Origin of the sequence: Escherichia sp. KTE159 (genome assembly GCF_000408805.1) — a bacterium.
GTDB lineage: Bacteria > Pseudomonadota > Gammaproteobacteria > Enterobacterales > Enterobacteriaceae > Escherichia > Escherichia marmotae.
In genome coordinates this window covers 155,363-168,683 of sequence record NZ_KE137295.1, presented here as the reverse complement: position 1 = coordinate 168,683, position 13,321 = coordinate 155,363, and the positions used below count along the sequence as shown (strand labels likewise).

The 13,321-nt window shown below is 51.9% G+C and carries 11 protein-coding genes and 2 tRNA genes; 6 read left to right on the top strand and 7 right to left on the bottom strand.

Features of this window, described 5'->3' with window-relative positions; genetic code table 11:
• Positions 1–5: 5 nt before the first annotated feature.
• The 3 genes from A31E_RS02320 to orn all read right to left on the bottom strand — a co-directional run bounded on the left by A31E_RS02320 (position 6) and on the right by orn (position 1,070).
• Positions 6–81, bottom strand: a tRNA-Gly gene (locus A31E_RS02320).
• A 157-nt stretch (positions 82–238) separates the two neighbouring features.
• Positions 239–314, bottom strand: a tRNA-Gly gene (locus A31E_RS02325).
• Between the two features lie 210 nt (positions 315–524).
• Positions 525–1,070, bottom strand: coding sequence for an oligoribonuclease (orn, locus tag A31E_RS02330; RefSeq protein WP_001517620.1), 546 nt, complete (start codon positions 1,068–1,070; stop codon positions 525–527).
• Positions 1,071–1,164: 94 nt separating this feature from the next.
• Between orn and rsgA the strand changes: the two genes are divergently transcribed.
• The 3 genes from rsgA (at position 1,165) to mscM (ending at position 6,627) form a co-directional block, all read left to right on the top strand.
• Entirely contained in the window at positions 1,165–2,217 is a 1,053-nt protein-coding gene (gene rsgA, locus A31E_RS02335; protein WP_000041983.1) for a small ribosomal subunit biogenesis GTPase RsgA, read from the top strand.
• A gap of 96 nt (positions 2,218–2,313) precedes the next feature.
• Positions 2,314–3,282 (top strand): archaetidylserine decarboxylase, encoded by a 969-nt coding sequence (asd, locus tag A31E_RS02340; protein WP_000934902.1) that lies wholly within the window; start codon positions 2,314–2,316, stop codon positions 3,280–3,282.
• A 21-nt stretch (positions 3,283–3,303) separates the two neighbouring features.
• The gene (gene mscM, locus A31E_RS02345; protein WP_001517619.1) at positions 3,304–6,627 is read left to right on the top strand and encodes a miniconductance mechanosensitive channel MscM; all 3,324 of its coding nucleotides are present in this window, start codon (positions 3,304–3,306) and stop codon (positions 6,625–6,627) included.
• Positions 6,628–6,664: 37 nt separating this feature from the next.
• On the opposite strand, the gene A31E_RS02350 is transcribed toward mscM, so the two are convergent.
• From A31E_RS02350 to epmA, 4 genes are all read right to left on the bottom strand, one after another.
• Positions 6,665–6,979 (bottom strand): YjeO family protein, encoded by a 315-nt coding sequence (locus A31E_RS02350; protein WP_001272717.1) that lies wholly within the window; start codon positions 6,977–6,979, stop codon positions 6,665–6,667.
• Complete coding sequence (gene yjeN, locus A31E_RS02355; protein ID WP_000349123.1) at positions 6,976–7,293, bottom strand: protein YjeN; 318 nt, start codon at positions 7,291–7,293, stop codon at positions 6,976–6,978. Before yjeN ends, A31E_RS02350 begins: the two co-directional genes overlap by 4 nt.
• Before the next feature lie 60 nt (positions 7,294–7,353).
• A complete protein-coding gene (gene yjeM, locus A31E_RS02360; RefSeq protein ID WP_016249493.1) occupies positions 7,354–8,856 on the bottom strand; it encodes a glutamate/gamma-aminobutyrate family transporter YjeM in 1,503 nt (500 codons plus the stop codon).
• A gap of 217 nt (positions 8,857–9,073) precedes the next feature.
• Complete coding sequence (gene epmA, locus A31E_RS02365; RefSeq protein ID WP_000004769.1) at positions 9,074–10,051, bottom strand: elongation factor P--(R)-beta-lysine ligase; 978 nt, start codon at positions 10,049–10,051, stop codon at positions 9,074–9,076.
• A gap of 324 nt (positions 10,052–10,375) precedes the next feature.
• Between epmA and frdA the strand changes: the two genes are divergently transcribed.
• Genes frdA through frdC form a run of 3 tightly spaced genes read left to right on the top strand, consistent with a single transcriptional unit; the run spans position 10,376 to position 13,317 of the window.
• Positions 10,376–12,184, top strand: a complete 1,809-nt coding sequence (frdA, locus tag A31E_RS02370; protein ID WP_001517616.1) for a fumarate reductase (quinol) flavoprotein subunit — start codon at positions 10,376–10,378, stop codon at positions 12,182–12,184.
• Positions 12,177–12,911: a fumarate reductase iron-sulfur protein gene (gene frdB / locus A31E_RS02375; protein ID WP_000829498.1), complete on the top strand. Its 735-nt coding sequence runs from the start codon at positions 12,177–12,179 to the stop codon at positions 12,909–12,911. Before frdA ends, frdB begins: the two co-directional genes overlap by 8 nt.
• A 10-nt stretch (positions 12,912–12,921) precedes the next feature.
• Positions 12,922–13,317, top strand: a complete 396-nt coding sequence (gene frdC / locus A31E_RS02380; protein WP_000208757.1) for a fumarate reductase subunit FrdC — start codon at positions 12,922–12,924, stop codon at positions 13,315–13,317.
• The last annotated feature ends 4 nt before the right edge of the window (positions 13,318–13,321 follow it).

Sequence of the window (13,321 nt, the reverse complement as noted above, 5' to 3'; positions counted from 1 at the left end):
GAATTTGGAGCGGGAAACGAGACTCGAACTCGCGACCCCGACCTTGGCAAGGTCGTGCTCTACCAACTGAGCTATTCCCGCTTAATCTTCGTCTTTCAAATCGCTACTGCCTTGGCTGCCTTCACTCACCTTAATCACTTACTTTTGTAAGCTCCGAAGGATTCGTTCAGTTGCCGCCTTGTCGCAATTCGAAATACTGCGATTGGGTGGTCTGTGCCTTTCAGCACTTTTCAAATTTTGGAGCGGGAAACGAGACTCGAACTCGCGACCCCGACCTTGGCAAGGTCGTGCTCTACCAACTGAGCTATTCCCGCGTACTACTTAATTTTTGCTTTCGTAATTTCGCATTTCTGCGTCGTTACGGGAGGCGCATTATACGAGAAATCTTTCCCTCTGCAACCCCCCTAAAAAATTTTTTTTGAGTTTTTATCTCAAGTGCTGAAATTATCGGCAAGACGTTCAATTTAGCGTCAAAATCACGCCGCCGCAAGTGGATTTCGGCGGTTACGTGACCAGGAAAAATTTTACATCTTGATGAAGTGCTCGCGGTAGTAAGCCAGTTCCGCCACCGATTCACGGATATCATCCATCGCCTGATGCGTCCCCTGTTTGGTAAAACCATCAAGAATTTCCGGCTTCCAACGGCGCGCCAGCTCTTTCAGCGTGCTGACATCGAGATAGCGGTAGTGGAAGTACGACTCCAGTTCCGGCATGTATTTGAACAGGAAGCGACGATCCTGACCAATACTGTTACCGCAGATCGGTGATTTTCCTGCTGGCACCCACTGTTTTAAGAACTCGAGCGTCGCCAGTTCCGCTTCCCGATCGCCCATCGTGCTCGCCTTCACACGCTCCACCAGCCCACTGGCGGTATGAGTGCGCACGTTCCAGTCATCCATCAACGCTAACTGTTCATCAGACTGGTGTACTGCAATGGTCGGCCCTTCTGCCAGAATATTCAGGTTGGCATCGGTCACCAGCGTGGCAATCTCAATAATGCGATCGCGCTCGGGATCCAGACCGGTCATCTCAAGATCGATCCAAATCAGGTTGTTTTCATTGGCACTCATGCTATTTTCCACCCATTCACAGTGACTATATTGATTCGCAATTGCGTGTATCATAGATGTTTTGCCCATCAGGGGCGACCAGGAGTCAGTACGATTGAGTAAAAATAAACTCTCCAAAGGCCAGCAGCGCCGTGTGAACGCCAATCACCAGCGTCGTCTTAAAACGTCTAAGGAGAAGCCCGACTACGACGACAATCTGTTTGGCGAGCCTGATGAAGGTATCGTCATCAGCCGTTTTGGCATGCATGCTGATGTGGAATCCGCCGATGGCGAAGTTCACCGCTGCAATATTCGCCGCACCATCCGTTCGCTGGTGACTGGCGATCGCGTTGTCTGGCGTCCGGGCAAACCGGCGGCGGAAGGTATTAATGTCAAAGGGATCGTTGAAGCGGTGCATGAGCGCACCTCGGTGTTGACGCGCCCGGATTTTTACGACGGCGTGAAGCCCATTGCCGCCAACATCGACCAGATCGTCATTGTCTCCGCCATTTTGCCGGAGCTGTCGCTCAATATTATCGACCGTTACCTGGTGGCCTGCGAAACCTTGCAGATTGAGCCGATTATTGTGCTCAACAAGATCGACCTGCTGGACGATGACGGTATGGCATTTGTCAACGAGCAGATGGATATTTACCGCAACATTGGTTATCGCGTATTAATGGTTTCCAGCCATACTCAGGATGGCCTGAAACCGCTGGAAGAGGCGTTGACCGGGCGGATCAGCATCTTTGCCGGGCAGTCTGGCGTCGGTAAATCCAGTCTGCTGAACGCGTTGCTGGGGCTGCAAAAAGAGATCCTGACCAACGATGTTTCGGACAACTCTGGTCTGGGTCAGCACACCACCACCGCCGCACGGCTGTATCACTTCCCGCACGGCGGTGATGTGATTGATTCCCCTGGCGTGCGTGAATTTGGTCTCTGGCACCTGGCACCGGAACAAATCACTCAAGGCTTTGTCGAATTTCATGATTACTTAGGCCTGTGTAAGTATCGCGATTGCAAACACGATACCGATCCGGGCTGCGCTATCCGTGAAGCGGTTGAAGATGGGAAAATCGCGGAAACTCGTTTCGAAAACTATCACCGTATTCTGGAAAGCATGGCGCAGGTAAAAACGCGTAAAAACTTTTCTGATACGGATGACTGACAATTAAGCTAACCGTCGTTAGAATCGTCCCCTTTTTTTCAGGATCCGGCATGTACGCCGGATCAGGAACGACAAAACAATGGCCTGGAGGCTACCTTGTTAAATTCATTCAAACTTTCGCTACAGTATATTCTGCCGAAACTATGGCTTACTCGCCTGGCGGGTTGGGGTGCAAGCAAGCGGGCAGGATGGCTGACAAAACTGGTTATCGATCTGTTCGTTAAATACTACAAGGTCGACATGAAAGAGGCGCAGAAACCGGACACCGCCAGCTACCGTACCTTTAACGAATTTTTTGTCCGTCCGCTGCGTGACGATGTACGCCCGATCGATACCGACCCGAATGTTCTGGTCATGCCTGCCGATGGTGTTATCAGCCAGTTAGGTAAAATCGAAGAAGATAAAATCCTGCAAGCCAAAGGCCACAACTACAGTCTTGAAGCCCTGCTGGCGGGTAACTACCTGATGGCGGATCTCTTCCGCAACGGTACGTTTGTGACCACTTACCTCTCCCCGCGTGACTACCACCGCGTACATATGCCGTGCAACGGTATCCTGCGTGAGATGATCTACGTGCCGGGCGATCTCTTCTCGGTGAATCATCTCACAGCCCAGAACGTGCCAAATCTGTTTGCCCGTAACGAACGCGTAATCTGTCTCTTCGATACCGAATTCGGCCCGATGGCACAGATTCTGGTCGGTGCGACAATTGTTGGCAGCATTGAAACTGTCTGGGCAGGCACCATTACGCCACCGCGCGAAGGCATCATCAAACGCTGGACCTGGCCTGCCGGGGAAAACGACGATTCTGTGGCGCTACTGAAAGGCCAGGAAATGGGGCGCTTTAAACTCGGATCTACTGTTATCAACCTGTTTGCGCCGGGTAAAGTGAATCTGGTTGAGCAACTGGCAAGCCTTTCTGTCACTAAGATTGGTCAGCCGCTGGCTGTATCTACCGAAACCTTTGTTACGCCAGAAACTGAACCGGCCCCGCTTCCTGCTGAAGAGATCGAGGCAGAACACGACGCCAGCCCATTGGTTGACGACAAAAAAGACCAGGTCTAATCCATCAAAGGAAACGCTGACGTGCGCCTGATTATCACTTTTCTGATGGCCTGGTGCCTCAGTTGGGGGGCGTACGCCGCGACGGCCCCCGATAGTAAACAAATCACCCAGGAACTGGAGCAGGCAAAAGCGGCGAAACCCGCGCAGCCGGAAGTCGTAGAGGCGCTCCAGTCTGCCTTAAATGCGCTTGAGGAACGTAAAGGTTCCCTTGAGCGCATCAAGCAATATCAAGAAATCATTGATAACTACCCGAAACTCTCCGCTACTCTGCGCGCACAGTTAAACAATATGCGTGATGAGCCGCGCAGCGTGTCGCCGGGGATGTCTACCGACGCGCTGAATCAGGAAATACTCCAGGTCAGCAGTCAGTTGCTGGATAAAAGCCGTCAGGCCCAGCAAGAGCAGGAACGCGCCCGCGAGATTGCGGATTCGCTTAATCAATTACCACAACAGCAAACTGACGCCCGCCGCCAGTTGAATGAAATTGAGCGCCGACTGGGGACACTCACGGGAAATAGTCCGCTTAATCAGGCACAAAATTTCGCGTTGCAGGCCGACTCCGCACGTTTGAAATCATTGGTCGATGAACTCGAGCTGGCGCAACTTTCTGCCAATAACCGTCAGGAACTGGCTCGTCTGCGCTCGGCACTGGCAGAAAAAGAGAGTCAGCAACTGGATGCGTATTTGCAGGCTCTGCGCAACCAGTTGAACAGCCAACGCCAGCTTGAGGCAGAGCGGGCGCTGGAAAGCACTGAATTACTGGCAGAAAGCAGTGCCGATTTGCCGGAAGATATCGTTGCTCAATTCAAAATTAACCGTGAACTATCGGCGGCGTTGAATCAGCAAGCGCAGCGGATGGATCTCGTCGCCTCACAGCAGCGTCAGGCTGCCAGCCAGACGTTGCAAGTCCGGCAGGCGCTGAATACGCTGCGTGAACAGTCGCAATGGCTGGGTTCATCAAACTTGCTCGGTGAAGCACTGCGGGCGCAGGTGGCACGCCTGCCGGAAATGCCGAAACCGCAACAGCTTGATACCGAAATGGCTCAGTTGCGCGTGCAACGGTTGCATTATGAAGATCTCCTCAATAAACAGCCACAACTGCGACAGATCCTTCAGGCCGACGGCCAGCCGCTGACTGCCGAGCAAAACCGGATACTCGAAGCTCAATTGCGTACTCAGCGCGAGTTGCTTAACTCATTACTCCAGGGCGGCGACACGCTACTGCTTGAACTAACCAAGCTGAAAGTTTCCAACGGGCAACTGGAAGATGCGCTGAAAGAGGTCAACGAAGCGACACACCGCTATCTGTTCTGGACCTCTGATGTGCGCCCGATGACCATCGCCTGGCCGTTGGAAATCGCCCAGGATCTGCGTCGTCTGATCTCGCTGGACACCTTCAGTCAGTTAGGTAAAGCCACCATGATGATGCTGACCAGCAAAGAGACTATTTTACCGCTGTTTGGCGCGTTGATTCTGGTCGGTTGCAGCATTTACTCGCGCCGCTATTTCACCCGTTTTCTTGAACGTTCGGCGGCTAAAGTCGGCAAAGTCACTCAGGATCATTTCTGGCTGACGTTACGGACGCTTTTCTGGTCGATCCTCGTCGCTTCGCCGCTACCAGTGCTGTGGATGACGCTGGGTTACGGCTTGCGCGAGGCGTGGCCTTATCCGCTGGCGGTAGCGATTGGCGATGGTGTAACGGCCACCGTGCCACTGCTGTGGGTGGTGATGATTTGCGCCACCTTTGCTCGCCCGAACGGCTTGTTTATCGCCCATTTCGGCTGGCCGCGCGAACGTGTTTCCCGTGGTATGCGCTACTACCTGATGAGCATTGGGCTTATCGTGCCACTGATTATGGCGCTGATGATGTTTGATAATCTCGACGACCGCGAGTTTTCCGGCTCACTGGGACGTCTTTGCTTTATCCTCATTTGCGGTGCACTGGCAGTGGTCACGCTCAGCCTGAAAAAAGCCGGGATCCCACTGTATCTTAACAAAGAAGGCAGTGGTGACAACATTGCCAACCATATGCTGTGGAACATGATGATTGGCGCGCCACTGGTCGCTATTCTCGCCGCAGCCGTGGGTTATCTGGCAACAGCGCAGGCTCTGCTGGCAAGGCTGGAAACATCGGTCGCCATCTGGTTCCTGTTACTGGTGATTTATCACGTTATCCGCCGCTGGATGCTGATCCAACGCCGCAGGTTGGCGTTTGACCGGGCGAAGCATCGCCGTGCTGAAATGCTGGCACAACGCGCGCGTGGCGAAGAAGAAGCGCATCATCACAGTAGCCCGGAAGGGGCGATTGAAGTGGATGAAAGCGAAGTCGATCTCGATGCTATCAGTGCACAATCCTTGCGGCTGGTGCGTTCAATCCTGATGCTGATCGCCCTTCTTTCAGTCATCGTGCTGTGGTCAGAAATTCATTCCGCTTTTGGCTTCCTCGAAAATATTTCGCTGTGGGATGTCACCTCCACAGTGCAGGGCGTGGAAAGTCTGGAACCGATTACTCTCGGTGCAGTGCTGATTGCCATTCTGGTGTTTATCATCACCACGCAACTAGTGCGCAACCTGCCCGCGCTGCTGGAACTGGCGATTTTGCAGCACCTTGATTTAACGCCAGGTACAGGTTACGCCATCACCACCATCACCAAATATCTGCTGATGCTGATTGGCGGGCTGGTCGGCTTCTCGATGATTGGTATTGAGTGGTCGAAATTGCAGTGGCTGGTCGCTGCACTCGGTGTTGGTCTCGGTTTTGGTTTGCAGGAGATTTTCGCCAACTTTATCTCTGGTCTGATTATCCTGTTCGAAAAACCGATTCGCATTGGCGATACGGTGACAATTCGCGATCTTACTGGCAGTGTGACGAAAATTAACACCCGCGCCACCACTATCAGCGACTGGGATCGCAAAGAGATTATTGTGCCGAACAAAGCGTTCATTACTGAGCAGTTTATCAACTGGTCGCTTTCTGACTCGGTCACGCGCGTGGTGTTGACGATTCCGGCTCCTGCCGATGCCAACAGTGAAGAAGTGACGGAAATCTTGCTAACCGCAGCGCGTCGCTGCTCGTTGGTCATCGACAACCCGGCACCGGAAGTCTTCCTGGTCGATCTACAACAGGGGATTCAGATTTTCGAGTTGCGTATTTACGCCGCGGAAATGGGTCACCGTATGCCGCTGCGCCACGAGATCCACCAGTTAATTCTGGCGGGCTTCCACGCCCACGGTATCGATATGCCATTCCCGCCGTTCCAGATGCGTCTGGAAAGTCTTAACGGTAAACAAACGGGCAGAACATTAACGTCTGCGGGTAAAGGGCGTCAGGCAGGAAGCTTGTAACGTGAGAAACTGCCGGAGGCGACTCTGGCAGTTTCAATCACCAACAAAACTGATAGCGCAGGAAAAACTGCCATAGCCAGTAGCCGAAGATCGCCAGTGCGGTGGCGTACATAAACCAGCCGCGTTTTTTTCGCCACTGCGTGAACCAAAGAAAAGGGAAAAACAGCGGCAACGTCATTATCACACCGACATCGCGAGTATCGTCATTTTCCAGATGCTCCAACACATCGCAGATGTTGTTAATCCCACGTCCATCAATCATCCATTCTTTGTCCAGCGTGGACAGTATCAGAATCCAGAGAACAGATACGAAGAACCAAATGCAGCATAAAATAAACTGATGCGCACTCATGACGTTTCAACCGACAGTTTCATTTCGCTAAAACGCATTCTGAACAAATCACCGTATCCAACCAATTCGCCACGAAAAACCAGGAACCTGATAAGGTAAGCGCAATAAATATCCGACAGGTTTCGCCACCGATTCCGGTCTCGATCTTTGAGGGTATTAATGGTATTGCCGACCACCATCGCTATTTTACGGGTGTGGCAGGCATCGAAAAAAGAGAGAATAGTCTGCTCTATTTCCGCTACATCCCCAGCAGAAAATTGCAGTGCTCTGACTTGATCTTCGGTTATCAGCGGACCCCGCCCCGTGCCATCCATGACATCTTCCTTTTCAGACAACTCATCGCCGGGCTGGCGATGAGTTGTTATTGCATACAATCAATCTAAGGTTAACTCAGGCCTATTCGCCATGCGGCCGCAATAGTTCTGGTAAATCGCCATTGCTAACAGCGAGAAGAAGACAGGGCCGCCAATCATCCACAATGTGCTATCCCAGTCTCCGGCTTCGACTACTGGCTGGATGATGGTAAAGACGTTAGCAAACGTCACCACCAATACGACAACCACTGTGGCAATCATTGCTGACATGTGCGTTTTGAAAATAACAAACGGTCTGTCGAGATCCTGACGCGCTTTAAAGAACGGGAATGCCAGGGCAAGGAACAGATACGGAATGGTCATGGAGACATTCGCCATCAGCGTCAGCTTGTTAAAGAACGCCGATGCGGTGCCGCCGCCAAACGAAACCAGCAGGATGAAGACAGTAACCAACCCACACTGCATCCACATCGCAATAGACGGCATTCCCATCGCGTTCAGACGCGTCATTGGTTCCGGCCACAATGCTTTCGGCGTCCCCTGGATGATTGCTTTCAACGGCGAGTAGCAAAGCGTAAAGAACGCCCCCGTGTAAGCGAGGAACATCGAAAGTCCGGTAATACGCGCAAACCATACCCCCAGCGACAATGATGCTTCGGGCGACAAATGCAGTGCATTACCCAGCGTCATCCCAAGGCTCTTCATCAATACATAAGTAATATTGCCAAGGTTAACCGAACCATTACTTAATACCTGCTGCCAGTTAGTGCTGACGCCCCATAAGAATATTGCCAGGGAATAACCAATCGAAATAACAATAGCGGCAAAAACAATACCTTTAGCAAAATTCTTTTCAGGATTTTCCGTTTTATCAACCAGACCGCCAACAGCTTCAATTCCACCGTAAGCGAAAATAGCAAATACGACAAAAGATAACATCGCCAGACCGGACTGATATCCCGGATTTGGAGATACCACAAAATTAATATCCTGTGCGAAATGACCACCATTTAATAACAAAATAGCAACGCTCACTAACAGTAATACTAAATTAAGACACATTACTGCTATACCACCTACCGCAGTAATACGGGCTATTTTATTAATCCCTTTTGAGGCGACGACGGTAACCAGAACCATCCATGCGACAGCCAACAGACCAACAACCTGCGTAGGCCCCAGCCCGGCAATACTCCAGTGCTGAGTCATGTCGCTACCATAGAGGAATGTTGAGAACGGCACCCAAACTTTAGCGGAAGTACTCACCATCCAGATGATATAAGAGGAAAACCACATAAAGGTGCCGATGAAAGCAAAACGTGGCCCAACGCTATTATTCATCCAGGAATAGATACCGCCCTCTTCTTTGCGATAGGCCGCCCCCATTTCAGCCATCATTAAGGCGAATGGAATAAAGAATAATAATGCAGAAAATATATAAAATGGAATCGCACTATAACCCATTAAATAATAAGCCGATGGGCTATTCGCAAAACCGAATACTGAAGTAAAGATCATCAATATGAGCCCAATTAGACTCATCTTTTTTATCGTGTGAGGCATGGAATCATCCTTCATTTCAGCGCATATATTAAACGCGCCAATTAACTGCACTACCCACCGATTGGCAGGCAACAATAAAACTAATACAGAATTGATACCTGGATGATAGCAAACATCCAGTCTTAAATTGTGCGCTTTAGCGGAAAAATGAAAACATCTGCTACAGAATGGCGTCAGCTACGCCATTCTGTGTTGCGATTGAGCTGGCTTTTCAGAATTATGCCCGGTCGACACTAAAGGCAATGACTTCCGCCAGTGTCTCAGCGCCCAATGCCAGCATCACCAGGCGGTCAACACCTAACGCCACGCCGGAACAGTCAGGCATACCAACTTCCAGGGCGTCAATCAGGTTCTGGTCGATAGGATGTTGTGGTAAACCACGCGCCGCACGTTTACGGTTATCCTGCTCAAAGCGTTGTTGCTGTTCACGAGCGTCCGTCAATTCATGGAAACCATTCGCCAGCTCAATACCTTTGTAGTAGACCTCGAAGCGTTCCGCGACCCGATGATCTTCCGTACTAATTTGTGCCAGTGATGCCTGGCTGGCCGGGAAATGGTACACAAACGTTGGTTTTTCTTTACCAATGTTCGGTTCCACGCCAAAGGTAAACAGCAGTTGCAGCAACGTGTCGCGGTCTTCTTCGGTGTCTGCAACGTTACTCAAGTCCAGTTTCGCCGCGACTTCTCGCAGTTGCGTTTTGTCAGCAGAAAGCGGGTCTATTTCCAGATAACGCAAGAAAGCTTGTTGATAAGAAAGGCTTTCTGCCGCCGGGCAGTCCAGCACCTGTTGCAAGAGGTCGTCCACCTCATTCATCAACCGATACATATCATAATGCGGTCGATACCACTCCAGCATAGTGAACTCAGGGTTGTGATAACGTCCCATCTCTTCATTACGGAAGCTGCGGCACAACTGGAATACCGGACCACAACCGGCAACCAGCAGGCGTTTCATGTGGTATTCCGGGCTGGTCATTAACCAGAGATTCATCCCCTGCGAGTGCCCGGGGCCTACGAAACGTGTCTCAAACGGGACCAAATGAATATCGGTTACCGTCGCCTGGCTCATACAAGGCGTCTCCACCTCCAGCACTCCACGATCGGCAAAGAAACGACGGATCTCCGCCATAATCGCCGCGCGTTTTAATAAGTTAGGAATGGATGCGCTCGGCTGCCAGGATGCCGTTTCGCTCATAGTAAAATCTCCAGTTTTTGACAAGGGCACGAAGTCTACTCGCAACGCGACGGCGAGACAAATTTTACGCAGAAATCAATCAACGGTGGGCAGTGACTAAAAAAACCGCAATATGATGGTTTAGTAATTAAATTAATCATCTTCAGTGATAATTTAGCCTCCCGGCACGCTAAAAAAATCGATCTCGTCAAATTTCAGACTTATCCATCAGACTATACTGTTGTACCTATAAAGGAGCAGTGGAATAGCGTTCGCAGACCGTAGCTTTCAGACACTTACCCTGAAGTACGGTGCTGCGGGATAAAAACAATCTGGAGGAATGTCGTGCAAACCTTTCAAGCCGATCTTGCCATTGTAGGTGCCGGTGGCGCGGGATTACGTGCTGCAATTGCTGCCGCGCAGGCAAATCCAAATGCAAAAATCGCACTAATCTCAAAAGTATACCCGATGCGCAGCCATACCGTTGCCGCAGAAGGGGGCTCCGCCGCTGTCGCGCAGGATCATGACAGCTTCGAATATCACTTTCACGATACAGTAGCGGGTGGCGACTGGTTGTGTGAGCAGGATGTCGTGGATTATTTCGTCCACCACTGCCCAACTGAAATGACTCAACTGGAACTGTGGGGATGCCCATGGAGCCGTCGCCCGGATGGTAGCGTCAACGTACGTCGCTTCGGCGGTATGAAAATCGAGCGTACCTGGTTCGCCGCCGATAAGACAGGCTTCCATATGCTGCACACGCTGTTCCAGACCTCTCTGCAATTCCCGCAGATCCAGCGTTTTGATGAACACTTCGTGCTGGATATTCTGGTCGATGATGGTCACGTTCGCGGCCTGGTGGCAATGAACATGATGGAAGGTACGCTGGTGCAAATCCGTGCTAATGCGGTGGTTATGGCTACCGGCGGCGCGGGTCGCGTATATCGCTACAACACTAACGGCGGCATTGTTACTGGCGACGGTATGGGCATGGCACTGAGCCACGGCGTTCCGCTGCGTGACATGGAATTCGTTCAATATCACCCGACCGGTCTGCCGGGTTCCGGTATCCTGATGACCGAAGGTTGCCGCGGTGAAGGCGGTATTCTGGTCAACAAAAATGGCTACCGTTATCTGCAAGATTACGGCATGGGCCCGGAAACTCCGCTGGGCGAGCCGAAAAACAAATATATGGAACTGGGTCCGCGCGACAAAGTTTCTCAGGCCTTCTGGCACGAATGGCGTAAAGGCAACACCATCTCCACACCACGCGGCGATGTGGTATACCTCGACCTGCGTCACCTGGGTGAGAAAAAACTGCACGAACGTCTGCCGTTTATCTGCGAACTGGCAAAAGCATACGTTGGCGTCGATCCGGTTAAAGAACCGATTCCGGTACGTCCGACCGCGCACTACACCATGGGCGGTATCGAAACCGATCAGAACTGCGAAACCCGTATTAAGGGTCTGTTCGCCGTCGGTGAATGTTCCTCTGTAGGTCTGCACGGTGCAAACCGTCTGGGATCCAACTCACTGGCAGAACTGGTGGTCTTCGGTCGTCTGGCCGGTGAGCAAGCTATGGAGCGCGCATCTACCGCTGGTAATGGCAACGATGCGGCAATCAATGCACAGGCTACTGCCGTTGAACAGCGTCTGAAAGATCTGGTTAACCAGGACGGCGGCGAAAACTGGGCGAAGATCCGCGACGAAATGGGCATGGCCATGGAAGAAGGCTGCGGTATCTACCGTACGCCGGAACTGATGCAGAAAACCATCGACAAACTGGCGGAGCTGCAAGAACGCTTCAAGCGCGTGCGCATCACCGACACCTCCAGCGTGTTCAACACCGACCTGCTCTACACCATCGAGCTGGGCCACGGTCTGAACGTTGCCGAATGTATGGCGCACTCCGCAATGGCGCGTAAAGAGTCTCGCGGCGCGCACCAGCGTCTGGACGAAGGTTGCACCGAGCGTGACGACGTCAACTTCCTCAAACACACCCTCGCCTTCCGCGATGCTGATGGCACTACTCGCCTGGAGTACAGCGACGTGAAGATTACTACGCTGCCGCCAGCTAAACGCGTTTACGGTGGCGAAGCGGATGCAGCCGATAAGGCGGAAGCAGCCAATAAGAAGGAGAAGGCGAATGGCTGAGATGAAGAACCTGAAAATCGAGGTGGTGCGCTATAACCCGGAAGTCGATACCGCACCGCATAGCGCATTTTATGAAGTACCTTATGACGCAACCACCTCATTACTGGATGCGCTGGGCTATATCAAAGACAACCTGGCACCGGATCTGAGCTACCGCTGGTCCTGTCGTATGGCGATTTGTGGTTCCTGCGGCATGATGGTCAACAACGTGCCGAAGCTGGCATGTAAAACCTTCCTGCGTGACTACACCGACGGTATGAAGGTTGAAGCGCTAGCTAACTTCCCGATCGAACGCGATCTGGTCGTCGATATGACCCACTTCATCGAAAGTCTGGAAGCGATCAAACCATACATCATTGGCAACTCCCGCACCGCGGATCAGGGTACTAATATCCAGACCCCGGCGCAGATGGCGAAGTATCATCAGTTCTCCGGTTGCATCAACTGTGGTCTGTGCTACGCCGCGTGCCCGCAGTTTGGCCTGAACCCAGAGTTCATCGGTCCGGCTGCCATTACGCTGGCGCATCGTTATAACGAAGATAGCCGCGACCACGGTAAGAAGGAGCGTATGGCGCAGTTGAACAGCCAGAACGGCGTATGGAGCTGTACTTTCGTGGGCTACTGCTCCGAAGTCTGCCCGAAACACGTCGATCCGGCTGCGGCCATTCAGCAGGGCAAAGTAGAAAGTTCGAAAGACTTTCTTATCGCGACCCTGAAACCACGCTAAGGAGTGCAACATGACGACTAAACGTAAACCGTATGTACGGCCAATGACGTCCACCTGGTGGAAAAAATTGCCGTTTTATCGCTTTTACATGCTGCGCGAAGGCACGGCGGTTCCGGCTGTGTGGTTCAGCATTGAACTGATTTTCGGGCTGTTTGCCCTGAAAAATGGCCCGGAAGCCTGGGCGGGATTCGTCGACTTTTTACAAAACCCGGTTATCGTGATCATTAACCTGATCACTCTGGCGGCAGCTCTGCTGCACACCAAAACCTGGTTTGAACTGGCACCGAAAGCGGCCAATATCATTGTAAAAGACGAAAAAATGGGACCAGAGCCAATTATCAAAAGTCTCTGGGCGGTAACCGTGGTTGCCACCATCGTAATCCTGTTTGTAGCCCTGTACTGGTAAGGAG